Raw genomic sequence first — 25,057 nt, forward strand, 5'->3', positions numbered from 1 at the left:
ACGGGGTTTGGTCATGCTGGCAGGGCATACGGCTCAGTTGCCCAGGGTGGCAAACAGGCTCTGCTCCAGGCTGCCGCGGGAGACACAGACCGGCTTGATGGAAGGCGCCGGAATACGCTCACCCGAGGATTCGACAAAAAACAACTCGGTGTAGCCCTTGACGTTGGCGGTGGCCACGCTGTGGTTTCCGCTCTGGGTGATGATCAGGTTGATCTGCAGGTTGGGGTTGCCCAGCACCACTCTGGAGCCCATGGTGCCGCAATCCAGCCACGCCAGACCATCGGCCGAACTCTCGACGCTGGCGGTCATCAGACCGGCACCGCGCTGGCTGTTATCAATGTTCAGACCCTGATCGCGAAACCACTTCTCGGCACGGGCCCATACCAGATCCCCCGGGATCGCCATCTCCTGGGTTTTATTGGTGGCCTTGGCCACCGGGGGATAATAACGGTACTGCTCTCCCCCCTTGTCGTCACTGGCACACCCCACCACCAACAGCGCCATGGCGCCCGCCACTATCTTTTTCATCTTGTTTTCTCTCATCCATTCACCTGGCCATCGGCCAACCGGCGCACATTATCGCCGTTACGACGAACCCTGTCAGCAAAGATGACTCACGCCCCTCTCCTGTCCGGCCGCAACCTTTTGCGCAATCGGGCCTGGGTCCGGGCAACCGGACTGACGGGCCGGCAGTCGGGAGAATGTCAGGCAAGAAAAAGGGCAAGCCGATAAGGCTTGCCCGCAATGAAGAATACCAGTTGATTATCCGGGTCACCAACCCGGATAACTGAACTTCGAAAGCAATCTAGGGTCTCGGGCAACATTAAATCGCCAAAAGTGCCAAAAACCCAGCATTGATTATTCAATGTTTGATATCGCTCGCGTTATTGCTACCCCCGGCCATGAAAGCGTGAGCCCTCTCACACTGCCAGATCCACCCATACCAGGCGATGATCCGAACTGGCGCCACGCTCCGGCCAGCCCCCCGTATTCCAGAACAGGTTCGCCTGCGGATGCGTCGGCGCCAGCCAGTAAACCCCGCTGGCCAGGGCCCGCAACCTGCGGCCCGGCAGCACATAGTCGAGCCTCAGCCCCTGGCTGTGGGTCCAGTAGCGGGGCGAGCCCCGGCGCTCTCCCATGCCTTTCAGGGCAAAGCCGCCCCGGGAGCCGGGCCGCAGCCGCCCCAGGGCCACGCGGCGGTTCAGCGCAGGATCGGCCAGCAGCGCCTGAATGCCGCCACGAAAGCCGTCGCCGTCCTGGGGATCGGCGTTCAGATCCCCCAGGATCACGAAATCGGCCCCGCCGGGCAGGCCACCGCGCCGGCCGGCATCGTCGACCAGATAGTCCCCGTACCCCGGGCGGATGTAGTCGTGCCACAGCCGCAGCTCGTCGTGGTTTCGGCAGCTGTTGCGTCGCTCGGGGCCTTCGTCGATGGGCGGTGCCGGATGGCAGGCCAGCAGGTGCAGCACCCGGCCATGGGGCAGCCGTACCGGCAGGTCGAGATGATTCTTGGACGACAACGGCAACACCTCGAGCACCTCCGGGGAATAGTAGGGCCCGGCCTCGGTCCGGGGCAGCCGGGCATGGGGCATGTCTCGCCACAGGAAACGGCGAAAGCTGCGCGCCTGCTCCACCAGCAGCGGATAACGGGACAGCAGCGCGAACCCGTACTGGCCGTGAAAGGTGCCAAAGCCCAGGCCGTCCTCGGGCAGGCGGGGCTCGCCGTCCCCGCTCAGGGACACCGGTGCCAGCAGGCCGGTGTTGGTGGGCACCAGGTAAGAGTAGGGGTAATCAATGCCATGTTCACCCGCGGCCAGGTAGCGCTCGCAGAACAACCGCAGGTGGCCGTCGTCCCGGCCTTCACCCTCATGGTCGAATTCGTTCAGCAACACCACATCCGGCCTGAGCCGTTGCAGGATAAGGGCGATATTACGCAGCTGGGTACTGCCCTCCCCGGCGATTTCGGCCGCCAGCTGCCCGGGCTGGCGGCGATCCAGGGCCACATTGAAGCTGGCAATGCGTATTTTTGCGGAAGGAGTCATAGGGGCTACTTGCCTTTATCGCTCAAACTGTCATCATCTTGGCTTTAACAGCTGTTTTTCAGGGAGGAAAACAATGTTTAGCATTTTGGTCATCACCTCGGTGGCGCTGTTCGGCCTGCTGTACCTGCTGCGCCGCCGGCAGGAAAGCTTTTGCATCACCATCGAAGGCATCCATCTTAATGTAAAACGCGGCCGCCCGCCTCAGGCACTGCTGCGCCATTGCCAGCAACTGGTGCAGGACGCCCGCACCCTCAAGGGAACCATCCGGGGCGTGAAAAAAGGCAGTGCTGTGGTACTCAGCTGTTCCCGCAGCATCCCCGCCTCCTACCGCCAGGATATCCGCCTGTTTTGGCAGCATCAGCTGTAGCACAGGTCAAAACATGACCCTAAACGGATGCCAACGCCCTCTTCCGGGCGTCGCCCCGGCGGAAATTCCCCATGCCCCCTTGACCTGAACGCCATTTCCCGCTTTGCTGGGACATATCGTTCATCATGAGGCAACCCCATGAAATTGTACCCCCTGCTGCTCTGTGGCCTGCTGGCCGCCTGTGCCGGCCAGCAAAGCACCGAACAAGCCCAAACGCCGCAATCCACCAGCAACAACCCGTCGCAGGAAGTCGTGCCCAAGGGCGAATTTACCCAGATCAATGTCAGCCGCTCCCAGCAGGCGATGGACGCCATTACCGGCGGCAATGCCGACACCATCAACGAAATACTGCAAAGCCCCAACGACTACGCCCCACCGGTGCTGTATCTGATCTCCGCCATCATGTTCGACAACGATTATCATGATCAGGGCACCTTCTGGTTTTATGCCGCCCAGCTGCGGGCACGCAGCGATGCCAACAAGTCCGGCGACAATAGCACCCATAGCGCCGTCACCCAGCTTAACCAGCGCTTCGGCACCAACATCATCCCCCATGCGTTGAATAATCCGGATCGGCTGGAAGCCATAGTGGCGCAGGTACTGGAATGGGACAGCCAGCAAAGCCGCAACTACGATCCCCGCTGGATAGCCCTGCAGGGTCAGGACGTAATGACCGAAACCAAGGTGAATTTTGCCCCCCGAGACAAGTGGGGGGAGATAGACGCCCTGACGCGCACCCAATACCGCCAGGGGTTGAGCCAGGCCATGGTCGAGCTGCGCCAGCGGCAACGCCAAGCGCAATAACGGGCGCCCGCTCCGCCCTTCGCATCCCGGTCTTTACCGGGATGTTTTATTTTGGGACCCTTGCAGTTCCGGTTAGCTTCGCCGCCGATGAACAAGCCGGCACATTACCTTAAACAACAACAACTTGCTGTAAGATGATCATGTTCGCAGCCGCCAAGCATCACAGGAGAGCCTGCCCAATGAGCACACCACGTCACCCCCAGGTCAAGGTCTGGGACTGGTCCATCCGTTTTTTTCACTGGAGTCTGCCGGTTCTGCTGTATCTGCTGTGGCACTCCGCCGGCGAGGATCTGGACCGGCACATGCTGTTTGCCCAACTGATGCTGGGGCTGTTGCTGTATCGCATTATCTGGGGCTTTATCGGCACCCCCTATGCCCGCTTCAGCCATTTCCTCTATCACCCGGGGCAGGTGTTCGCCTACCTGCGCGCGTCGTTCAGCCCGCAGAAACCGGTGTACCTCGGCCATAACCCCCTGGGCGGCATCATGGTGCTGGTGCTGCTGGGCACCTTGCTGTTCCAGGCCACCACCGGCCTGTTCACCACCGATGACATCTTCTACAACGGCCCCCTGTACGACAGCGTATCCCGCGCCACCTCGGGCTGGATGACCCAGTGGCACAAGTCCTGGTTCTACGAGGGGCTGCTGATCCTGGTGGGGCTGCATGTGCTGGCCATAGGGCTGTACAAACTGCGGGGAGAGGGCCTGGTCAAGGCCATGATCACCGGCCACAAGGCGCCGGACGCGAGCCAGGTGGCCGACCTGCAGAAGCCCCATCCCCAGGTCTTCCCCTGGCTCCGGTTCGTGCCGGCGGTGGCCCTGGCCTATGGCCTGGTATGGCTGATCTTCAACGGCCTCTAATCAAAAAAAGGAGCCTTTAGGCTCCTTTTTGGTGCTTACTTGCGATACTCGTCGTGGCAACTTTTGCAGCTCTGCATCACCTTGGCCACCACGGGCCGGGCCTTGGCAGAGTCGAAGCCGGGCTGGCCGGATACTTCGATCAGCTCCTGCAGGGCGGTGCCGAAGTTCTGGCCCTTGGCCCTGAAGCCATCCATATCGTTCCAGGCCTTGGGCAACAGGTTACTGCCACGCGCCCCCCGGGTTTCGGGGAAATAGGTCTCGCCCAGCAGGCCGGACACATTGCCCAAGTTCAGGGCACGCTGGTGCAGCGCCTCGGCATCGAAGTCGATCTCTCCCTTCACCATAGCGCCCATCACTTTCGTCTGGGCGCCCATGACTCTATAGATAGACTGCCGGTACTTAACGCCGTCCTCGGGTTTGAACAGATTGGTCTGGGCCGCAACCGTGGTGGCGAACAGACCGGCGGCGGCGGCGATAATCAACGTTTTCTTCAACATTGCGATGCTCCTGAGAGTGGTTATTGTCACGGGCATATCGCACCCATCTTTTTATTAGCGTTTTACGATATTACAGGGATACATTCAAATCCACCTCTTGGGAGGTATCCATGACCCGGATCCCGCCCACACCATAGCACCGGAATGGCTCCCATTTATGTCATCTTGTGTCATCGAACGGAATATTCAGGCGCCATCCTGCGCCCTGCCACGGGAGGCCGGCGGAAGAACGGTGCGCAGGCCCGGGCTCAGCGCATGTCGAACAGTTCCTGGTGAAAACGGGCGCCGGCGAAGCCCCGCCCCTGCAGCTCCTGGCGCAGCGGGTCGCCGAACTCGCGCGGGCCGCAAAACCAGAGCTCGCGCTCGGCCCAGTCCGGAACCAGGGTGGCCAGCCGTGCCATGGTCAGCGGCTCCTCCACCTCGGTGATCACCAGATGAAGCCGCACCCCGGCCCGCTCGGCCAGGCTGCGGACATGGCCGATAAAGCTGTCGGCGGGCGTGGCGGTGGCATAGATAAAGTCGGTGTCCTCTTCCTGCCCCACCCGGGCCAGCTCCTCCAGCCGGGCGATAAAGGGGGTCACGCCGATGCCGGCGGCCACCCACAACTGGCGCCGCCGGCCGGCAAAGGTGAAACGGCCATAGGGCCCCTCCAGGTTCACTTCCTGGCCGGTCGCCAGGGTGCGGGGCAAACGGCGGCTGTAGTCCCCCAGGCCCTTGATACTGAAATGCAGCAGGCCGTCATCCTGCCAGCCCGAGGTAAGGACAAAGGGATGGGGCCCCGGCCCGTCTGCAAAGGCCACAAAGGCGAACTGACCGGCCCGGTGGCCGGGCCAGGCGGTGCTGAGCTCGACACTGAGATCCAGTACCTGACCGTCATGGTGGTATTCGAGGGCGAGGATCCGGCCTACCGCCTTGCGGCCATGGCCGATGCGATGGAACAGCGACAAGGCCGCCGCCAGGCTGCCGCCCAGCAACAGGGGCGCCAGCAGCCAACCCACCGGCTTGGCCCAGAAGGAAGGCGACAACAGCAGCACCGAATGGAACACCAGCAGCAGATAGACCGCCGCCATCAGCCGGTGGACCCTGAAAAAATAGCGATAGGGAAAACGCCGCCACAGCGCCAGCCCGACCAGCAGCAGCAGCAGGGTAAAGGCCCAGGGGCCCGCCTCGGCGGCCAACCGGTGCCAGTCCGGCGGGGTCCCTTCCAGCGGACGGCTCCTGCCCCCCTGGTGCGGCCCTATCAGCAGTTGCAGCTCCACCAGTGCCGGCGGCACCACCCGCAGCAGCCAGTGCAGCGCCCCGGCCGCCACACCGGCCAGCCCCAGCCAGCGGTGCAGGCGGTAGTACTTGTCCAGCCCGCCCAGCCAGGCTTCCAGCTGCAGCGGCCGGGCGGCCAGCATGACGGTGACCGACAACAGGCCGATGGCCAGGATGCCGGTAAACTCGAGCAGCAGTCGCCGCAATGGCCAGAACAGGGCCGCCAGCGCCCCGGCCGGCAGGCTGAGCAGCCAGGCCAGGCCGAGCAACAGCACCAGGCCGCCCAGTATCAGCTTCAGTCGGTTCAGTCCCATGCTCCCCCAGCCTCGGCGCTTGCTCCCATTCCTCCTAACTATAGGCGCCGCCACGGCGACAGATGAAGCCGGATCCGGCCGCTCCTGCCCGCGACGCCGGCACCGGACAATCAAGACCCAAACAGAACCCGCGCCGCCATTTGGGCTTCAGGTATCTTGCGTATCCGGCGGCCCCACCCACATAAAGGGGTTGTGCGCCACCTCCCACAAGTAACCGTCCGGATCGGCGAAATAGCCGGAATAGCCGCCCCAGAACACCGCCTGCCCGGGCTTGACCAGGGTGGCGCCGGCGGCCACCGCCTCGGCCAGCAGCGCATCCACCGCCGCCGGCGAAGCGACATTGTGGGCCAGGCTGAAACCGGCGAAGCCATGGCCCTCGGCGGGCACGCCCGCGTCCTCGGCCAGGGCCTCGCGGCCGAACAACCCCAGCCAGCTGCCGTTCAGATTGAAAAAGGCCACGCTGGGCGGCGAGTCCAGCTGCGGCAGGCCGAGCGCCCGGTAAAAAGCCACGGCGCGGGCCAGGTCACGCACGCCCAGGGTGATCATACTGATCCTTGGTTGCATCATTCCTCCTCAATAAAGTCCGGACAGGCGATCCAGCCAGCCCCATCCGGGGTCGAACAACAGCCAGGCCAGCACGCCGACATTGGCGACCACCGACAACCAGAACACCAGTTGAAAGGAGGCTTTCCGCGACTTGTGCCTGAGCCTCCGCTGGGCCACCAGGGCACCGGGCCAGCCGCCAGCCAGCGCCAGCAGATGCAGGGTGCTTTCCCGGGTGCGCCACAGGTTCTGCCGGGCCGCCTGTTTGTCCAGCCCGTACATCCAGTAGGTGAACAGGCTCACGCCCGGATACAGCGCCACTACCCACCAGTCCAGCGCCCCCAGCCAGGCCAGGGCCGCCAGCAGGGTGATGAAAAACAGGAGAAACAGCGGATACAAGGGGCCCGCGGGTGCAGACTGCCCCTGCAACAACACCTGCTGAGCCTGCCGTCGCCCCCGCGCATCCCGGCCCAGTTCGTAACTGACCGCCTGCCGGTCGGCGGGCCGGCACTTGCCCGCCGCGAAGGCTTTGATATGCACGAACAGCGGCTCACCACCGCCTTCGGGGGTGATAAAGCCAAAACCCTGTTCATGTTTCCACTGGGTGATGTGTCCCCGGTAACGCTTGCCCATCAAGGATATCCCCGCGTGTAACCCATTGCCGCACCATGCTGGCCGGCTGACTGCCACCAAGTCATAACCCCTCTCATCCCAAACGAAAAAGGTTAAGGCTTAACGCATTGGGCCAACAGCTGTACAAAAAAGTCCCTGCCCCGGCGACGGGCAAACTCGATATTGCGCTCAGGAATGGACTCGGGCTGGTCGTACTGGTCCAGGGCCTGCTCCATGCTGGCTTCGCGAATAATGTGCAGGGTGGGATAGGGCGAACGGTTGGTGTAGTTGGCCACATCATCCTGGGGTTCGCCTTCAAAGCAATAATCGGGATGAAAACTGGCCAGTTGATAACATCCCTCGTAGCCCTGTTCGCACAGCAGGGCGTCCGCCAGGTCCACCAGATCCAGGTAGGGGTAAAAGCCCTCAAAACCCCGCGGAATAATCAGCAGCGTGGTTTCCACCTCCGGCTGTTCGTCCAGCACATGGAATTCGGCCATCAGCGTCTCCAGTACCGCCGCCGGCTGCGGATCGTCAGTCATCACATAACGGATGCTGCCGCGCTCGACTTCCTGGCGGGCAAAGGGGCAGAGGTTGTATTTCATGATCACCTGCCTGACCCAGTTTTCGGTATGGGCGATGGGTTGCTGCTGTTCTGTCATTGACACTCTCTCTTGCTCTGTTGATAAAAGCCGGGCAACGGTACACCGCTGCCGCCAAAATCCGGCCCCGCGCCACCATCAACGGCGGTGCAGGTACGCCTTGCCGTCGCTGAAGGAACCGGGCTCCCTGTGCGGACGGGTTGCTAGAGTATAGGCAGCCCGGCCCGCCGGGCCAAAGCCCCCTACTCCGACAACCTCATGACCGGCTGTTGCCAGTGCTCGGCCACGAAGTCGATAAAGGTGCGCACCAGGGGCTGCTGGTAGCTGCGCGACAGATATACCGCCCATACCCAGGCGGAAGGCGCCTGATAGTCCGCCAGCAGCGGCACCAGCTCGCCACGCTGCAGGTAGGGGTTGGCCAGGTCGCAGGGCAGCAGGGCGATGCCCAGGCCGCGGGCCGCGGCCCGGGCCAGCACGCCCATGTCGTCGGCGCCGAAGTTGCCGCTCACGGCCACCGCCAGCGGCTCGTCGCCCCGGTAAAAATCCCAGCGGGTGCCATCCAGATGCACCAGGCAGTTGTGTCCGGCCAGATCGTGCGGGTGTGCCGGCCGCCCGGCCCGGGCCAGGTAGCCGGGCGCGGCGCACAGGCAGGAGTCCACCCGCATCAGCCGGCGGGCGATCAGCTGGGGATCCGGCTGGCGGCTGAAGCGCAGGGCCACGTCCACCCGTTCGTCCACCAGGCGGGCGTTGCGATCCGACAGCAGCAGCTGGATCTGCACCCCGGGATGCAGCGCCAGAAAATCCTCCACCAGCTGGTAGAGCAGCTGCTGGCCCAGGCCGATGGGGCTGGCCACCCGGATGCGGCCGGCGAGCGCCTGGCCCCGGGGCCGGGTGCGGTTTTCCAGCTCACCGGCTTGGCTCAGCAGTTGTTCGCACAGGGGCAGGGCCGCCAGCCCGGCCTCGGTCAGGCTCACCCTGCGGGTGGTGCGGTGCAGCAGCCGCGCCTGCAACCAGGCTTCCACCTCGGTGATATGGCGCGACACCCGCACCCGGGTCAGGCCCAGCCGCTCCGCCGCCTGGGTAAAGCTGCCGCTGCCGGCCACCTCCACGAAACTGCGCACCGCTTCCAACCGATCCATGGCATCCCTCGGTAATTGGATCTTTTTATGAAACAAAGTCTCTTATTAGCGCCATCATCTGCCGTTGTACAGCACTCATTGCCTGGCCCGAGCGGTGCAGTGCCTATGGCGCAATAGCAAAGGGGTCTTTAGAATGGCCGCCTGCTACCGAGGAGAGCCCACGGATTGGACGCCGCCCGCCATCATCAGCCCGATCACCGCCAGCGCCTTGCCGCCTGGCTGGGCCTGCTGGCGACCCTGCTGCTCTACCTGGCACCCCTGGCCTCCCAGGCCCTGGCCCGGCACCACAACCTCCATGGCGGCCACCAGGGGCATCATCATGCTCCGGCCCAGCCCACGGCAGCGCACCATGGCGCCCACCAGGGGCACCCTGCCCAGCCCGCACCCCAGCACCATGGCGGCCATGGCATGGCCCACGAGCTGTGCGGCTACTGCACCCTGCTGGGCCAGCTGTCCTGGCTGGGGCCGGCGCAGCGCCTCGCCCTGGCGCTGGCCCACCCGGGCCGGGCACAGCCCCCGCTGCCGCCGCCGGCCATCTTCCCTGCCCTTCCCCGTCCTCCCTTCCAGGCGCGGGCACCACCCGGCTGAACCGCTAAAACCGCCATTGCCGGCCCCAGGGGCCGGCCCGACAGCCAATACCGGGAGCCGGCCGCCGATGCGTGCCTGGCTCGCGCCCGCGTGCGCCCGAGAGCAGGCGCGCGCAAACAGAACAGGAAGACATAATGTCGACAGCAACACGTCAAACCACCAAAGGCGCCCTGCTCGCCTTTCTCACCCGCCTGCACTTCTACATAGGGCTGCTGGTGGGGCCCTTTATCCTGGTGGCCGCCCTCACCGGGACCCTCTATGTGCTCAGCCCCCAGCTGGAGGCGCGGCTTTACGCCAAGCAACTGACCGCCGACGCGACCGGCACCCCGCACTCCCTGGCCGAACAGATCACCGCCGCCCAGGCCGTGGCCGGGGAGGACGACCGGCTGTTCGCCGTGCGCCCCGCGCCGCACGCCGGCAGCACCACCCGGGTGATGTTCAGCCGGCCCGGCCTCGGCGAGTCCGAAAGCCACGCCGTGTTTGTCGACCCCGTCACCCTCGCCATCCAGGGCGAACTGACGGTGTACGGCACCAGCGGCATACTGCCGTTTCGCATCACCCTCGACTACCTGCACCGCAACCTGATGCTGGGGGACTTTGGCCGCCACTACAGCGAGCTGGCGGCGTCCTGGTTGTGGGTGGCCGCCCTCGGCGGCATGGCGCTCTGGCTGCTGGGTGGCCGCCCGAGCAAGGCGGCCGCAAGCCGCGGCGGCACCATGCGGCTGCGCCGGCTGCACGGCCTGACCGGGCTGTGGATCCTCCTCGGCCTGCTGTTCTTCTCCGCCACCGGCCTGACCTGGTCGAAGTGGGCCGGAGACCGCATCGGCGCCCTGCGCACCACCATGGGCTGGGTGACGCCGTCGGTGTCGCTGCAGCTGGACACCGCCACCCTGGCCGCCGGCGCTCACACCGGGCACGACCACGGCCATGGCCCGGCACCCGCCGCCGGGGCGACCGGGCTGGCCGAGCCGGCCCTGTTCGACACCGTCTTGGCGACGGCCAGGGCGGCGGGCATCGACGCCGACATCATCGAGATCCGCCCCGCCAGAAGCGCGGACAGCGCCTGGATGGTGCGCGAAGTGGACCGCTCCTGGCCCACCCAGGTCGACACCCTCGCCATCGATCCCGCCAGCCTGCAGGTGACCAGCCGCGCCGACTTCGCCGAGTTTCCGCTGGTGGCCAAGCTGATCCGCTGGGGCATAGATGCCCATATGGGCATACTGTTCGGCCTGGCCAACCAGCTGTTGCTGGCCGCCTTCGGGCTGGCGCTGTCGTGCATGATAGTGCTGGGCTACCTGGCCTGGTGGCGGCGACGCCCGGCGGCCGGCAGCCTGCAACCCCTGCTGCAGGCCTGGCAACGGCTGGGCCCCGCCACCCGCGCCGCCAGCCTGGCGCTGGCCGCCGCCCTGGGCTGGTGCCTGCCGGTGCTGGGCGCCAGCCTGCTGCTATTCCTGCTGGTCGACCTGCTGCGCTGGCGGCGCGCCCGCCAGGCCGCGCCCCTGCCGGCCGGCACCACCGACTGATCGCCTTGTTGGCGGTGTAATAACGGCGGGCCCGGGCCCGCCGTGGCTTGATTGCCAAAGCCCCGTCCGTTTCTCAGCCAGCTATTGCTCAGCAGATACCTCGGTTTAATTACTGTCATCTCCGCGAAGGCGGAGATCCATGGCCTATGGCTCTGGACTCCCGCCTTCGCGGGAGTGACCACAGCGAAATACGAAGGTTGGCCAGCGGTCTGCGGTCGACCCGGGCCCGCCGTTTTTTGTCCTTATTGGTTCGAATTAAGAAACAATCTGCTTCATATCAGACGATTTATCTGCCCATATCGATTCAATACACTGCCACCATCAACCATGAGAGGAGAGTTCGAGATGAAGATTGCGGTATTGGGCGCCACCGGCTGGATTGGCGGAACAGTGGCGGCGGAAGTACAACAACGGGGCCACGAACTGATCGCCCTGGTGCGCGACCCGGCCAAATTCACCCTGGATGCGGAAGCCCGCCGGGCCGACAGCCTGGATCCGGCCTCGCTGGCGCAGGCGCTGGAGGGCGTGGAGCTGCTGATCGCCAGCATCGGCGGCCGCGCCAGCGGCCGGCACGACATGGTGGCCGAGAGCGCCCGCGCGCTGTTGGAAGCGCTGCCCCGCACCGGGGTCAAGCGCCTGCTGTGGGTGGGCGGCGCCGGCAGCCTGGAAGTGGCCCCGGGCACCACCCTGCTGAGCCTGCCGGACTTTCCCGCCGAGTACAAAGACGAAGCCCTGGCCCAGGGCCAGGCGCTGGACGTATTCTGCCACGCCGACACCCCGGTGGACTGGACCTTCGTCAGCCCCGCCGCCGAGATCTTCCCCGGCGAGCGCAGCGGACACTACCGGCTGGGCGGCGACCAGCTGCTGACCGACGCCGAGGGCCACTCCCGCATCAGCGTGCAGGACTATGCCAAAGCGCTGGTGGACGAGGCGGAAGCCGGCCAGCACCCCCGCCGGCGCATCGGCGTGGCCTACTGAACGGCGAGCCGTATCCCATCCTTTACCCAGGGGTCATGCCCGCGAAAGCGGGCAGACCCTCGCCTACGAGGCCAGTGCCTCCCGCTGCCGCTGTTGCTGCTGGAGCTGCCACATCTGGGCGTAGCTGCCGCCCTGGGCCAGCAGCGCGGCATGGGTGCCCTGCTCTATGATGCGGCCGTCCTGCATCACCAGGATATGATCGGCGTCCACTATGGTGGACAGCCGGTGGGCGATGACCAGGCTGCTCTGGCCGCGGGACAGCTCGCGGATGGCCTGCAGAATGCTTTGCTCGGCGCGGCTGTCCAGCGACGAGGTGGCCTCGTCGAACACCAGTATCGGCGGCCGCTTGAGGATGGTGCGAGCGATGGCCACCCGCTGCTTTTCGCCGCCGCTGAGCTTGAGCCCGCGCTCGCCCACCAGGGTGTTGCCCCCTTCCGGCAGTTTGGCGATAAAGCCGTCCAGGTGCGCCAGGCGGATGGCCTCGTTCACCTCTTCGTCGGTGGCGTCTATGCGGCCGTAGCGGACATTGTCGTAAATGGAGGCGTTGAACAGCACCGTGTCCTGCGGCACTATGCCGATGGCCCGGCGCAGCGAGGCCTGGCTGACGGTGCGGATGTCCTGGCCGTCGATCAGCACGGCGCCCTGGTCCACGTCGTAGAAGCGGAACAGCAGCTTGACCAGGGTGGATTTGCCCGAGCCGCTGGCCCCCACCACCGCCAGCTTCTGCCGGGGCCGCAGGGTGAAGCTCACCCCGTCCAGTATCTGCCGGTCCGTACCATAACCGAAACTCACCCCGCGAAACTCGATCTCGCCCCGCGACACCCGCAGTTCCGGCGCCGCCGGCGCATCCTTGATGTTGGGCTCCCGGCGCAGCAGCGCGAACATGCGCTCGATATTGGCCAGCGACCCCTTCATCTCCCGGTAGATAAAGCCGAGGAAGTTGAGCGGCATAAACAGCTGCATCATAAAGGCGTTGATCAGCACGAAGTCGCCCAGAGTCATGCTGCCCTGCACCACGTGCTGGCCGGCCAGCACCATCATGGCGGTCATCGCCAGGGCGATGATCAGCGCCTGGCCGCCGTTGAGCGCGAACAGGGTCAGCCGGTTCTTGCGCCGGGCCTGCTCCCACTCGGCCAGATCCTTGTCGTAACGCTCGGCCTCGAAGCCCTCGTTGTTGAAGTATTTGACCGTTTCGAAGTTGAGCAGGCTGTCCACCGCCCGGGAGTGGGTTTGCGAGTCCGCCTTGTTAGCGGCGCGCACATAGCCGGTGCGCCAGTCGGTGGCCAGCACCGACCAGGCCACGTACAGCACCACCGCCACCAGGGTAATAAGCGCGAACCAGGCCGAATAGTTGAACAACAACAGCCCCACCACCAGGCCGATTTCCAGCAGGGTGGGCACTATGTTGAACACCATAAAGCGCAGCAGAAAGCCCACCCCGGTCACGCCCCGCTCTATGTCCCGCGACAGGCCGCCGGTGCTGCGGTTGAGGTGAAAGTCCAGCTCCAGCCGGTGCAGGTGGTTGAACACCCCGAGGCCGATGCGGCGCATGGCCCGCTCGGTAACCCGGCCGAACAGGGCGTCGCGGATTTCGCCGAACAGCACGTTGGCGAGGCGCGCGGCGCCGTAGGCCAGCAGCAACCCGAGCGGCAGCACCAGCACCGGGTTGGCGGCGGCGTCCATGGCGTCCACCGCGTATTTGAGCAGAAAGGGCAGGCCCACGCTGGCCAGCTTGGCCGCCACCAGGCAGAGCAGGGCCAGGGCGATGCGGCCCTTGTAGTCCAGCAGGTAGGGAATAAGGGTGTTGAGGGTGCGGACATTGAACGGGGTTTCGTCCATATCCGGATGCCAGGAGCCGTGTCGCATGGGTCAACCTGTAAAGGCAGAAAGGGAATGGGTGCATCATAACGCCTGCCAGGCCCCGAGGATAACCTCAACCGCCCGCTACTCCGCCGGCGGCGGCTCGCCCCGGCCGAAGCGCTCCCGGTAGACCGAGGGCGGCAGGCCGACCCGGGCGCGAAAGGCCACCCGGAAGCTCTCCGCCGAGCGGTAGCCGCACAGCTCGGCGATGCGCTCGCTGCCGAGCCCGCTGCTCTCCAGCAGTTCCCGCGCCCGGGCCAGGCGCTCGTGCTGCAGCCAGGCCTTGGGCGCCATGCCGGTGGCCTCGGTAAAGCGGCGCAGAAAGGTGCGCTCGCTCATGGCCGCCCGCTCGGCCAGCTGGCGCACCGCCAGCGGCTGCTCCAGCCGCTCCCGCGCCCACTGCATGACCCGCGACAGGTCGTTGCGCGGGGTGCGGCTCACCGGGGCCGGAATAAACTGGACCTGGCCGCCGCTGCGCTGGGGCGGCGTAACCAGCCGCCGGGCCACGCTGTTGGCCACCTGGGAGCCGAAGTCCCGCGCCACCAGGTGCAGGCAGGCATCTATGCCCGCCGCGCTGCCGGCCGAGGTGATCACCTGGCCGGCATCCACGTAGAGCACCTCCGGGTCCACCTCGATCAGCGGAAAGCGCGCCGCCAGCTCCTGGGCGTAGCGCCAGTGGGTGGTGGCCCGCCGCCCGTCGAGCAGGCCGGCGGCGGCCAGCACGAACACCCCGGAGCAGATGGAGAGCAGGCGCGCGCCCCGCCCGTGGGCGAGCCGCAGCGCCTGCAACAGTCCGGCCGGGGGCGGCTCGCTGCGGCTGCGCCAACCCGGCACTATGATGGTGCCGGCCTCGGCCAGCCGCTCCAGGCCCGCCTCCGCCAGCACCCGGATGCCGCCCATGGCCCGCAACGGGCCCGGCTCCACCGCCACTATGCGGTGCTCGTACCAGGGAAAATCGAACTCCGGGCGCGGCAGCCCGAAAATTTCGACGGCGATGCCGAACTCGAAGGTGCAGAGGCCGTCGTAGGCCAGAATGGCCACCAGGCCGGGGGTTGCATGCATTGGCGGAAAACTACCGGTAGTTGTCTTGCTCGCCACTGTAGCACCCCGGCCGCGCGGGTTACAGTGGCCCGGTATTCACCCCCACAAGGAGCACATTATGCCAAGCCTGGTCAGTACCATTGCCGCCGCCCCCGCCGCCGAGGCCCTGCGCCACTTTAGCCAACGCCTGAGCTTCGAGACCGACTGTTCGGACGTACACGCCAGCCTGCAGGCGGGCGAGGCCGATTTCATCCTGGTGGACGTGCGCGGCCCCGCCGCCTTCGCCCTGGGCCATGTGCCGGGCGCCGTCAATATTCCCCACCGGCAGTTGAGCGCCGACACCCTGGCGGCCTACCCCCACGACAGCCTGTTCGTGGTGTATTGCGCCGGGCCCCACTGCAACGGCGCCAACCGGGCCGCCGTGCGGCTGGCGAGCCTGGGTTACCCGGTGAAGGAGATGATTGGCGGCCTGCTCGGCTGGCGGGACGAAGGCTTCGCCCTGGCCGAACCCGGCCAGGGCGACACCGACCCGGGCTGCGGCTGTTAAATGCCGGCCGCGGATAACAGCCGCCGGCCCGGTTAGCGGGCCGGCGGCGTTGCGTCCGGCACGGCGCAGCACCGGTAAGTGGCCGCCGCCGCCCCGGCCTGGCGCATCAGGCCGCCGGCGGTAAGGGCCAGGGCCGGGCGCATGGGCACGCCGGCATCGGCCAGGCGCCGGGCCACCCAGGTATTGCAGGTATAAAAGAGGTGGTAGCGTTCGCCGGAGTAAAAAAAGCCGCCGCTGCCGTAGAGCCCCGCCCCCGCATACCGTGGGCGGCCCTCGCCGTTGCGCACAAAGGAGGCCGCCACCCGATCCAGCAGCAGCTCCAGCCCGGCCGGCGACACCCGCAGTTCGACCCGCTCCAGTTCGGGAAAGTAAAGTTGCACCGGCCCGGACAGGGGCACCAGATGCACCACGCTGGCCGTGGGCCAGAGCAGGGCGCGCAGCGCCAGGCCGGAGCCCGCCTCCTCGGTTTGGTAGAAGACCCGGTCGCCCCAGCCCACCTCGTAAAACAAGGCCCCGGGGAAATGACCCTCCAGCCCCGGCAGCCGCCGCTCCAGCCCCGCCGCCGGCACCACCAGCCCCGTATGCAGGCCATGGTTGACCAGGTAAAGGGGCACGCCCTGCCCCACGGAGGCCGGCAGATACCGCCCCCCGCCGGACGCACCGCAACCGGCGCAGAGCAGGCAAAGCAATAAGGCAAACCAGGGGTGCATATCGACCTCCCGAGAGCTGGGCTGACCTTGAGTATTGCAGATAGGGGAAGCAAAACGGGCCCCGAAGGGCCCGTTTGGAGGGGTGGTTAATGCCGCGCCTTGCGGCGTGCCGGAGCGGAGCGTAGGCACGTCCGCCAACAGCCGCTTGCTAACTGTTGATGTTCAAGGTCAGTGGTACATGGTCACTGACCGAAATCCAATCATCATGTTCTCCCACCTGTAGAGCACATTCTTCAGTCAAATCGGAGGAAGTGAAAACGTAGTCAATATGGTAAGGCTTTTGACTATTTCTCTGCAGGAAAAAGGTTGGTTTCGTCTCTTTCCCCTGACACTCCTCGTAAACTCGGTGATACTAACTTTGGAGACCCATCGCTTCAAGCTCAGCAATCACATCCGAATGGTTCCACCAGCGATCAGGTTTATCCCAAATCACGTTACTATTGAAGTCGCCGAGAATGATCGTTTTGGGACCGCCAAGGTCATTCCGGTGGATCTGAAGGTACTTCCATAATTGCCCGATGTAACCAAACACTTCGTCATTACGCCCTTTCGTCCAGACTGCCAACGCAGTAATCTCCCCGTCGATGATGAAAGGAATAAATAACCTAAGATCATTTGTATGCCAATTCAGCGTATTACTTTTGCTATAAAGGCCGGGTAGGGAAAAGCGACCACCCCAGTCCAACTTTTCTACTTGATGACCGTTTCGGGGAAAGACACCAATACCACGATCCTTTGACTCTCCAATCCACAGATATTCACCGGCCCATTCCTGATATGCCTGGACCGATAGTGCCGGATTTTCACACTCTTGAACCACCAAGATATCGGCCTGCAAGCCGTCGGCCTCAGCAAGCTTACGCCTCAGTGCGCCATTACAGTTCCAAGTTACTACTTTCATAGATTTAGACAGTTAAGGGCTAAGAGATTCAGTGCTAAGGTGTCCACTAAAATGGGGGAGCCACACCCCAACGCGAATGCCTTCCTGACGTAGTTCCCGGTGTACTTTCGGACTGCCGTAACGTTAGCTACAACTCACTGGTGACAGAATAATAATGACGCATTGCCAAAACCCATAGCCCTATGTTGATTTGTAGCTTCCATGTTTTTTTGATTTATCTCCACCCAAAACACATAAACCACTCCAATATTTAAGGTCAGTACCTTTATCCATTAAAGGCACAAGCTCAACATTTTTTGCATGAATTATTTTATTACAGCATTCTCTTAATGAGAGAGGGAAGTTTCCCTCCAAAATAATTGCTAAACCCGGGTATTTACGACAACTCTCTTCGTCTGGGCAATATTCAGGATCGTCTGTTGAGAATTCTGAAAAGTCTTGCATTATTCTAGTTCGGGTGGCACATTGGATTAAATAGTCACTCACAAATTTCTGCAAATTATCCCAATATCCTTCTTCAATACCTTTAAAACCGTAAACAGCGCTTTCCGCTTCAGATTGCAAATAATCAAACTTTTTTGAATTATCTAATGTCTCACCTAAAAATTTTACTGTAGAAAGACTGCCGTGAGCCATTTGCTCTAAAAGAAACAAATTCTCCAATATTAGACGGTCATAAATGATATGAGACATGAGGCTCCTAGCTAACGATTAAGCTAAGGGCGGGCTTTAGCCCGTCCCAGCGAACGTCCGCGTGCTTTGATTTGTTAGGCGCAAATTCATTCAATACCTAGCTTATGGAAGAATATACGGTTTCTCATTGATGCATCTTTCAAAACTTTATCCCAGCCAATTACTTCGATGTACAAGTTTAAATTTTCATGCCATTTAAAGTATCCCAATCTATCGGGCATTGGTTTGAAATCCTTTTCTTCCTCAAGCCAAGACCTTACTTTTTTTGCCAAATCACATACAACGAACCCATAGAACGGCGTATTTTCAGAAATTAATATTTCTCTACCTTGCGGTGTTTTAAAATCACCTGAACGTAGGCGCCTTACATATCGAATCACCTGCTGAACGGGATCTTCACTCGAAGATGGATTTACAAAATCATCCCGTTGAGGCTTCTTAAACTCAAATATAGTTACTGGATTGGTAGCCTCGTTCTCACCACGGAATACAACTCTTTTATCATACGCAAGAAGATCCGGCCGATCCTGACGACCTTTCAAGGGTAAATCAGAAGAGAGGTATTCCGTAAAATTAAGCCTTTCATCTATCAACCAAAGATTATGATCATCAAAAGGGGTCACATCAGAGTCGCCCTTTCTCGGGAAAATAATGTCGTGTACAACTCCTTCTGAAGAATAGCTTCCATCAGCTTCTAATTGGAGACTCTTTTCAAAAAGATCAATAACACTTCGCCTGAGTGCAATATAATGTGCAAGATCGTTCTTGGTCGCGCCTGAAATCCTCCGCACTATATCGGTGGCTTTATCTTTAAGATCGTTGATTTCACCTTTCTCTAATATTTTCTTTACTTCAGCTCTAACCTGAACCTCTCGCTCATACTTGATTTTCTGAAGCCTAGTCTCTATTTGTTCGTCAGTTGCGTTATAAGGCATATCTGTCAGATCTACGTCTGCTAACATACCCGTGTGCCACGGAGCCTTTTCACTCACATACTCGTTTACTTTTCTAGTTTTCTTCTCGTACCTTGCTTGAACCTCTGAATCCACAGCAACTCTAGCAAGCTCTGCTGCATTTCTTTCAATATCGACTTGAGAGATTCCATATAATGCATCATTCTCTTTCTGGAATTCGAATCCACCTCGCTCAAGAGATACGTTATCATCTAGATAATTTCCAAAAACATAGACTTTGATGGTGAAATTTTTATCATGAATTTCTTCACCATTGATTTCTCTATCGAAAAATTCTTCGATAAATTCAGGTATGTATTTATGCAGTGATATGCTTGTAACTTCTCTTCTGTGTGCGACGAGACTGACTTTACTTGTTTGGCTTCTTGGAGAATAAAATTTGAAAACTCTACCTACAAACCGCTTTTGTTCATCTACACCGTCCAGAAAGTACTCACTACTAGCAGATTTGATTTCCTGTATTTGACCTTGGGTTTTTACGTACTCGTTAAGAACAACTACTTCAGACTCATCTTCTTCTCGAAGAACTATAGTTGGGGGGATTCTGTCTTCGCTTACAAAGTATGGAAGGAGTCTTTCAACTAAGATCCTTGCCATAGTTTTCAGTTTTTTATCGGGAAACTTAGTTCTTTTAAGTTTTATGAGCTTGATTTTACTGCCGGTGCTATCTTTTTGTGAATCAGCTATACTTTCGTTAATTATTATTTCGTTTTCTTTTCCCATCTCAAAGCACCTGTCAAAAAGCTTTCCGCCTTTCTCAAACGTGCTATCTACTTCAAGGTTCTCGAAATACTTTAAGCAGGTAAATCGTCCAAAACCTTTACCCCCTTCACTTATTTTGTGGGCTGAGTATAAAGTATCAAAAGAGTCGCGATTAAGGTCAGTAAATCCTATGCCATTATCAACAACTTCAAAACCATCCACTTCTGGAACCGTCCCGTCCAGATCCATTTGTTGGTCACGCTTTACTATTATTTCAACCAATCCATTTGTAATGCCTTTAGCACTTTCAATTGCTTGAATTGCATTGACAACAGTCTCTACAATCGGAGTATAAACGCTAGTTCCTGAGCGTATGTTTTCAATAGCTCTTTTGATGTTTACATTGCTCATAGTTATCCCTGAATGCTATCTCACGAACGCCTAACGTCGCCAACACGCGCAGCTTTGTAGTGAAGGCGGAGCCGTAACGAAAAAGTTGTCGCAGTGATTGGCATTGTTATACAAACTATTTGAATATAGAAAGGTGTGCTTTTAAAGCATTATGGACGAAAATATTCATATCAAACAATATCTCGTCGTCTCCGCGAAATGAAAATCTTATTCTGTCACGATTATCATTGATATTTCCAATGACCCCTATTCTGAATAGGTCTTTGACAACACTTTTAAGATCGTTGGCTTTCATAAGTTCTGCGGTTTCTTTGTGGTCATTCGAAACCTCAACGGCTCTATCCATAAGTTCACTTAAAGAGATTATTTGTTTAAACCCATAAAAAATATATTTTATGCCGTCTATATCTGAAGGTCGGTACTTGGCTTTCAGTTCTTCAGTAATTTCAACCCAAGACGCAGTAGAGTATGCCTTTCTAATAGCCTCAATACCTTGCAGCGCAAATGTTTCTTCATTCGGATACTGGTCTTGAACTGAAATCAAAAGACGAACTACATCTCTAGGTCGATACCATGAATTGTGAAGTATATAGATTTGAGGCCTTTTGCCATGAATCGAGGAGGGGAAATAATCTTTCCAAAGACTGGCTTCAGAAAGTCGTTCCAAGCCATTCTCTTCTCGGGCATTATTTATTCTCTTCTCAATAATATGCAATATTGGCTGCTGCACTGCATCTAGGCCCGGTCTATTCCATAAAACAGTAGATCCAAAATCTGCTATTGGTTTGTTAATTTCTTTTCCAAGCGACTCAACAGAATTTAAAACCTCCGAACGAATAGCGGCATATAGACAAAAATTAAATCCATTACGCTTGGATACCGCGTTGACCTTTTCAACAGAGACTATCAAATCTCTAATCAGTCTCGAGTCTCGCTGATATTGTTTGCTGGATTGGTAGCTAAGTTCTAGTTCATCAAAAAATATATTCAGTGTCCCAGCGCCCGGGTCCAATTTTTCAAAAGCGTCATCTGCCTTACGAACAAGATCGTTGAAATTAACCTTTGCTCTTCCATCCTCATCCCAGTCAAATTCCAATCCAAGCTTTGGCGACTTGCTTATTTCGATATTTCCTTTTCGAATCTTAGGTATTAAACGTGAAAAACCCTTGTCTTGTTGCTGGCCAATGTTTTCGGAGTTCACTAACTCAACAAACTTGAAATAATTACTGTTTTTTTGAAATGGGTTCTCTTCCATATTTTCAATTGAAGATGCAATTTTTCTGTATATAAACCATCTCCAGACCGTTTCAAAATCGTTACCTTGGAACTCATTTGAGTTATCTTCTGCCAATTGAATGCGTGCGGCTTTTGTGAAGTCTTTTCGTAAATCCTCATCAACTTCCGATTTAAATAGTACGAAGGAATAATGTGAACTTGATTTTTCGTCTAGCTTAATTGATATATATCTGAGAAGAGCGGTTTTCCCAGTGCCTTTCAGACCTACAACATAGTACTTATTTCTATTATAGTAGCTTTCGATATTCAATGCCGGAGGCGTAACAAACGACGACTCAAATCTACGAATTTCTTCAGGGGAGCTACTTAGGAGTTCGTTTTTTGCATCTGTGGATCCCAAGTGAATATCTTTCAGTTTAAGCAATGTAATTCTCCAGTTTATTCATTGAACACCTCGTATAACGCCTCAAACACCGGCTTGGTGAAGTTGGCGGCTTTTTTGGAACAAAAAAGGTGACAGCTTTGCCAAGTCCACGTGCTTTGACTTGTTATACGCTTTCACCAAATGCCTCTTTAATAAGTACAAATGCTTGATCCAAATACTCTCCAGCTTTTGAGTCATAGTAGGTATTAGATTCAAGCATCATACGAAGAATTGAGTAAAGCTCATTTTTGTGTGATGGGATAATGCTGCCCATACCTTTAATACGATTAATTAGTTTCTCTGTATTTTTGACCGAGCCATCTAAACCTTCTGATTCCAAGATAGGAACAGCTTTACTAAGCAGCTCAACTATCTCTTCAAATTGTGGTTGTCTTGTTGCCATGCTCGATTCTTCTTTTGCGTATAACGTTTGAGTTAAGCCGAGCCGTGAAGCGGCGTCGGCTTGAACGAATTGTTAGGTATTGCTAGCCCACTATTTTTTTGACAATAGCCATAATCCGCCTGAAATGGCTACGCCTGCCAGAGCGGTCATTCCAATAATCGCAAGAGTGGAAAATCCTCGCTGAGATTGGTGTGATCGCTTATTTACTTCGCGGATATCTTCGCGCGCCTCTCGAAGTGCGTCCCTAGCATCTTTTAGCCTCTGAGTCCTTTCATCTTCTGTCTTCGCGTTGGCCAGAGCCTCCTTTGAGGCAGAAATGTACTCAGATGTAAGTGACCCAATATTGTTGATTGCGTCCGAGTCAACCTTTGCCGTGTTCTCTGACGTTTTGTGAAGTGTCTGAAACCCTTCTTTCTGCCCCTCATCTGAAAGACGACTTACAGAACTTTTGGATTCGATGTTTTTTTTCATAAAATTCTCTCAGATGCTGATTGCGATGCCTAACAATTGTATATTGACCTGGCTCATTTACACACACCTGACCAGATCAATAAAAACTTATAATCAACTGATAATAGAAATATTTTACACAATCGCCCCCAACCAGTGCCGGAGTAAACAAGCCGGCGCGATAACGCCATAAGGCGGCTCGATTGTCCCTTCGCCTGCCGGTTATCCGGCTGAAGCCGGGAGGATTTTTATCGGCTTGCCGGGGTTATCGAGAAGTCCGATGTGGGTTATCGCGCCTGTACAGTGGTTTTTGGCCGTTGATACTGTATAAACCCATCGCCATCCGGGCCCTGCCGGGCACGCTACCGCCCGTCACTGTTTTCGGGTTCAAGCGCACCCCCGGCCGACTCATTTGTGCCTAGTTTTGTCGCTTCATGGGTAAAAGGCAATTGCGGAATGTCTTTTTTGCGAGGCAGGAGGAAAGCCCCGGCCGGGGCTGTCCGCCTGGTGTAAGCGGGTGCGCTACAGCCGAGCGACGATATCGTCGAGCATTTGATTCACTTGCGGCTCGCGGAGATAGTCTTGCGCCGTGGTGGTAAGCGCGTTGATGTTTGTTGCGCTCACGTCGTCCATGTCGTCCATGCCCTTGGCCAGCTGGGTCTGCAAACGGAAGTAGCCGGCGCCTATGCTCTGGCGGGCGATGTAGTCGACCGACTTGCTTGCTCCGTCGAACAATACGTCGATGATCGGCAGCGCCCATTCGAGCGCGCCCCACTCCTGGGTTGCTTCCGCCGGAATGGGCCGCGTGACCTGGCCGGTGCCTATCGACACCACCATTAACGGCTGCTCTGGTGTACCGGCCTCGCGGTTCAGGCGCAGCGCCTCGGCAACGGCGCAGGCGGTCGGATTGTTGGCGACAACGCCACCATCGATCAGTGCACAACGTTTGCCTTCCACGTCCATGATATGGCCGGGGAAATAGGTCGGTGCCGACGACGAGGCAACGCACACTTGCCACACCGGCAACTCCCAGTGCTCTTCCTTATGGCTTTTGAAGATCACCGCCGAGCGCGCGATGGTGTCGTAAGACACAACCAGGGTGCGCGGCGACAGATGCTTGAGGGTGTTGCCGCCAAGCACCGACGAAAGCACCGCACGCAGGCCCTTGCCATCGTATTTGGGCGCCGAGGGGCCCTGCGTAAACAAGCGGCCCATGCGCGACCACAGCCGCATCGCCCCTCCCGGAAAAATCTCCTGGTGGCGCTGCACGTACAGGTCGGCAATCTGCTGCGGGCTAAGGCCGCTCGCAATACCGCAGGCAAGAATGCTGCCGGTCGAGGTGCCGGCGATCAGATCGAAGTGATCGCGCACGCTGCCCTTGCCGGAGCGGCGTAAACGGCGCTCAACTTCAACCAGCCACAGCGCGGGGATAAGCCCGCGGATGCCGCCTCCGTCAAGGGATAACAAGGTTTTGATGGCCATAAGGATTCCTCCGGTGAGTACCGAGCAGCGCTCAGGAGCGGATAAGATTGCAGGCTGCCGTTGCGCAAACGGGGGGCCGAGGAGCCACTGGCTCCTATTGCCGATTGCGCGGGGCGAACCGCGCCGCTAGAACATGCCGAGCGCCGCACGGGTCATGGCGCCAACAATGCCGTCGGCACGCAGCCCGTTGAGCCCCTGGAACCGCCTCACCGCGGCGGCGGTCGCATGCCCGTATACACCATCCACCTGCAGCGACTCGCCGCGCGCGTTAAGCGCCTGCTGTAACGCCTTAACGTCGTCGCCGCGGTGCATCGGGCTGGTGACCATCAATAGCCGCTCGCCGTCGTCGCTGGCAGCACGCGCGTGACTGGAGCCATCGAGCACCGCCTCGTCGATAAACTGGCCGCGCACCGTAATGGGCAGGGCCAGCGCCCAGTTGTCTGCGCTGGTCAGCTTCTGCAAGGCATCGATGCGATAGACGGTACGCGGCAGCAGCGGATTAGTGTGGTTGGCAAGCCAGTCGCGCCGCGTGGTGAGGTACAGTGCAATCCACGCCTGCTCCGATGTTTTGCTCTTGCCCTTGGCCTGTTGATCGGTGCGGTCGCGCATGCGCCGCCAGGAGCCGTGTATAAAGCTGTCGAACACGACCGTGGTGCCCAGCGCGCTGTTGATGTTGCGCGACCGCGCGGCGGTCACCGTGGGGTGCCAGTAGAGATCGTCGAAAAACGCGTCCTGCACCGCCTTCATCACCGGGTCGCTCCCTGCCTCGCGCAGCAGCCGCCGCAGCGCAGCGTCTTGATCCAGGCTGGTGTCGCGGTCGCGCAGCCGCCCGAGATAGGGCCGCAGCGGCTCGGCAAAGGCGGCGGCCGGTGCTGCGCAGTAGCGGTTGATGAGCAAAAACAGGTTGCCACTGCCGAGCGTGGTCTGCAGTTTTCCGTAGGTCAGGTGCCCCGTGTCACCCGGCAACAGTGTAACCGTGTCGTAACCGCCGGTCGGCCGGCCGGTCTCGAAAACGTGTACTACCGCCTGGGCGGTCTTGTGCTGAAGATCGGTAAGCATGATGAAATTCCTGCGTGGTGGAACTCGCCATCCCCGGG

26 protein-coding genes are annotated in these 25,057 nt (G+C 59.4%); 7 read left to right on the forward strand and 19 right to left on the reverse strand.

The genetic code is table 11. The features are described from left to right. Positions 1 to 33: 33 nt before the first annotated feature. On the reverse strand, positions 34 to 528 hold the full coding sequence (locus JKV55_RS02320; protein ID WP_202082212.1) for a hypothetical protein: 495 nt from the start codon (positions 526 to 528) through the stop codon (positions 34 to 36). A gap of 392 nt (positions 529 to 920) precedes the next feature. Then, positions 921 to 2,042, reverse strand: a complete 1,122-nt coding sequence (locus JKV55_RS02325; RefSeq protein ID WP_202082132.1) for an endonuclease/exonuclease/phosphatase family protein — start codon at positions 2,040 to 2,042, stop codon at positions 921 to 923. Between the two features lie 73 nt (positions 2,043 to 2,115). Between JKV55_RS02325 and JKV55_RS02330 the strand changes: the two genes are divergently transcribed. The 3 genes from JKV55_RS02330 to JKV55_RS02340 all read left to right on the forward strand — a co-directional run bounded on the left by JKV55_RS02330 (position 2,116) and on the right by JKV55_RS02340 (position 4,073). After that, complete coding sequence (locus tag JKV55_RS02330; protein WP_202082133.1) at positions 2,116 to 2,409, forward strand: DUF3634 family protein; 294 nt, start codon at positions 2,116 to 2,118, stop codon at positions 2,407 to 2,409. Between the two features lie 138 nt (positions 2,410 to 2,547). Continuing rightward, the gene (locus JKV55_RS02335; RefSeq protein WP_202082134.1) at positions 2,548 to 3,213 is read left to right on the forward strand and encodes a hypothetical protein; all 666 of its coding nucleotides are present in this window, start codon (positions 2,548 to 2,550) and stop codon (positions 3,211 to 3,213) included. A 179-nt stretch (positions 3,214 to 3,392) separates the two neighbouring features. Next, positions 3,393 to 4,073: a cytochrome b/b6 domain-containing protein gene (locus tag JKV55_RS02340; protein WP_202082135.1), complete on the forward strand. Its 681-nt coding sequence runs from the start codon at positions 3,393 to 3,395 to the stop codon at positions 4,071 to 4,073. A gap of 35 nt (positions 4,074 to 4,108) precedes the next feature. On the opposite strand, the gene JKV55_RS02345 is transcribed toward JKV55_RS02340, so the two are convergent. The 6 genes from JKV55_RS02345 to JKV55_RS02375 all read right to left on the reverse strand — a co-directional run bounded on the left by JKV55_RS02345 (position 4,109) and on the right by JKV55_RS02375 (position 9,037). Then, positions 4,109 to 4,570 carry a c-type cytochrome gene (locus JKV55_RS02345; protein ID WP_202082136.1) on the reverse strand — a complete coding sequence of 154 codons (462 nt, stop codon included), beginning with the start codon at positions 4,568 to 4,570 and terminating at the stop codon, positions 4,109 to 4,111. 248 nt (positions 4,571 to 4,818) lie between these two features. Next, complete coding sequence (locus JKV55_RS02350) at positions 4,819 to 6,141, reverse strand: ferredoxin reductase family protein (protein WP_202082137.1); 1,323 nt, start codon at positions 6,139 to 6,141, stop codon at positions 4,819 to 4,821. A gap of 147 nt (positions 6,142 to 6,288) precedes the next feature. Then, positions 6,289 to 6,705, reverse strand: coding sequence for a VOC family protein (locus JKV55_RS02355; RefSeq protein WP_202082138.1), 417 nt, complete (start codon positions 6,703 to 6,705; stop codon positions 6,289 to 6,291). Positions 6,706 to 6,714: 9 nt separating this feature from the next. Beyond that, complete coding sequence (locus JKV55_RS19860; RefSeq protein WP_237332615.1) at positions 6,715 to 7,317, reverse strand: DUF1294 domain-containing protein; 603 nt, start codon at positions 7,315 to 7,317, stop codon at positions 6,715 to 6,717. A gap of 92 nt (positions 7,318 to 7,409) precedes the next feature. Continuing rightward, a complete protein-coding gene (locus JKV55_RS02370) occupies positions 7,410 to 7,958 on the reverse strand; it encodes a DUF1415 domain-containing protein (RefSeq protein WP_202082139.1) in 549 nt (182 codons plus the stop codon). A 182-nt stretch (positions 7,959 to 8,140) separates the two neighbouring features. Continuing rightward, on the reverse strand, positions 8,141 to 9,037 hold the full coding sequence (locus tag JKV55_RS02375) for a LysR family transcriptional regulator (protein WP_202082140.1): 897 nt from the start codon (positions 9,035 to 9,037) through the stop codon (positions 8,141 to 8,143). 165 nt (positions 9,038 to 9,202) lie between these two features. On the opposite strand from JKV55_RS02375, the gene JKV55_RS02380 reads away from it, so the two are divergent. The 3 genes from JKV55_RS02380 (at position 9,203) to JKV55_RS02390 (ending at position 12,126) form a co-directional block, all read left to right on the forward strand. Beyond that, the gene (locus JKV55_RS02380) at positions 9,203 to 9,625 is read left to right on the forward strand and encodes a DUF2946 family protein (protein WP_202082141.1); all 423 of its coding nucleotides are present in this window, start codon (positions 9,203 to 9,205) and stop codon (positions 9,623 to 9,625) included. Positions 9,626 to 9,759: 134 nt separating this feature from the next. Continuing rightward, complete coding sequence (locus JKV55_RS02385) at positions 9,760 to 11,148, forward strand: PepSY-associated TM helix domain-containing protein (RefSeq protein WP_202082142.1); 1,389 nt, start codon at positions 9,760 to 9,762, stop codon at positions 11,146 to 11,148. A gap of 345 nt (positions 11,149 to 11,493) precedes the next feature. Beyond that, complete coding sequence (locus tag JKV55_RS02390) at positions 11,494 to 12,126, forward strand: NAD(P)-dependent oxidoreductase (RefSeq protein ID WP_202082143.1); 633 nt, start codon at positions 11,494 to 11,496, stop codon at positions 12,124 to 12,126. A gap of 63 nt (positions 12,127 to 12,189) precedes the next feature. Here the strand turns inward: JKV55_RS02390 and JKV55_RS02395 are convergent, their stop codons facing one another. Both JKV55_RS02395 and ftrA read right to left on the reverse strand, forming a co-directional pair. Next, entirely contained in the window at positions 12,190 to 13,992 is a 1,803-nt protein-coding gene (locus tag JKV55_RS02395) for an ABCB family ABC transporter ATP-binding protein/permease (protein WP_237332616.1), read from the reverse strand. A gap of 78 nt (positions 13,993 to 14,070) precedes the next feature. After that, positions 14,071 to 15,048 carry a transcriptional regulator FtrA gene (gene ftrA, locus JKV55_RS02400; protein WP_202082144.1) on the reverse strand — a complete coding sequence of 326 codons (978 nt, stop codon included), beginning with the start codon at positions 15,046 to 15,048 and terminating at the stop codon, positions 14,071 to 14,073. Positions 15,049 to 15,145: 97 nt separating this feature from the next. On the opposite strand from ftrA, the gene JKV55_RS02405 reads away from it, so the two are divergent. Next, positions 15,146 to 15,574 (forward strand): rhodanese-like domain-containing protein, encoded by a 429-nt coding sequence (locus tag JKV55_RS02405; RefSeq protein ID WP_202082145.1) that lies wholly within the window; start codon positions 15,146 to 15,148, stop codon positions 15,572 to 15,574. Between the two features lie 32 nt (positions 15,575 to 15,606). Here JKV55_RS02405 and JKV55_RS02410 read toward each other — a convergent pair whose 3' ends face one another. From JKV55_RS02410 to JKV55_RS02450, 9 genes are all read right to left on the reverse strand, one after another. Further along, positions 15,607 to 16,284 carry a DUF2459 domain-containing protein gene (locus JKV55_RS02410; protein ID WP_202082146.1) on the reverse strand — a complete coding sequence of 226 codons (678 nt, stop codon included), beginning with the start codon at positions 16,282 to 16,284 and terminating at the stop codon, positions 15,607 to 15,609. Positions 16,285 to 16,636: 352 nt separating this feature from the next. Next, positions 16,637 to 17,185, reverse strand: a complete 549-nt coding sequence (locus JKV55_RS02415) for an endonuclease/exonuclease/phosphatase family protein (protein WP_202082147.1) — start codon at positions 17,183 to 17,185, stop codon at positions 16,637 to 16,639. A gap of 180 nt (positions 17,186 to 17,365) precedes the next feature. Next, a complete protein-coding gene (locus JKV55_RS02420) occupies positions 17,366 to 17,878 on the reverse strand; it encodes a hypothetical protein (protein WP_202082148.1) in 513 nt (170 codons plus the stop codon). An 86-nt stretch (positions 17,879 to 17,964) separates the two neighbouring features. Continuing rightward, positions 17,965 to 19,965, reverse strand: a complete 2,001-nt coding sequence (locus JKV55_RS02425; protein ID WP_202082149.1) for a hypothetical protein — start codon at positions 19,963 to 19,965, stop codon at positions 17,965 to 17,967. A gap of 115 nt (positions 19,966 to 20,080) precedes the next feature. Continuing rightward, positions 20,081 to 21,625, reverse strand: a complete 1,545-nt coding sequence (locus JKV55_RS02430) for a P-loop ATPase, Sll1717 family (protein WP_202082150.1) — start codon at positions 21,623 to 21,625, stop codon at positions 20,081 to 20,083. 124 nt (positions 21,626 to 21,749) lie between these two features. Next, on the reverse strand, positions 21,750 to 22,028 hold the full coding sequence (locus tag JKV55_RS02435; RefSeq protein ID WP_202082151.1) for a hypothetical protein: 279 nt from the start codon (positions 22,026 to 22,028) through the stop codon (positions 21,750 to 21,752). 90 nt (positions 22,029 to 22,118) lie between these two features. Further along, positions 22,119 to 22,499 (reverse strand): hypothetical protein, encoded by a 381-nt coding sequence (locus JKV55_RS02440; RefSeq protein WP_202082152.1) that lies wholly within the window; start codon positions 22,497 to 22,499, stop codon positions 22,119 to 22,121. Between the two features lie 501 nt (positions 22,500 to 23,000). Further along, positions 23,001 to 23,960, reverse strand: coding sequence for a patatin-like phospholipase family protein (locus JKV55_RS02445; protein ID WP_202082153.1), 960 nt, complete (start codon positions 23,958 to 23,960; stop codon positions 23,001 to 23,003). Positions 23,961 to 24,086: 126 nt separating this feature from the next. Continuing rightward, positions 24,087 to 25,019, reverse strand: coding sequence for a peptidoglycan-binding protein (locus JKV55_RS02450; protein WP_202082154.1), 933 nt, complete (start codon positions 25,017 to 25,019; stop codon positions 24,087 to 24,089). Positions 25,020 to 25,057: the final 38 nt, after the last annotated feature.

The organism is Zobellella iuensis, assembly GCF_016746085.1.
GTDB lineage: Bacteria > Pseudomonadota > Gammaproteobacteria > Enterobacterales > Aeromonadaceae > Oceanimonas > Oceanimonas iuensis.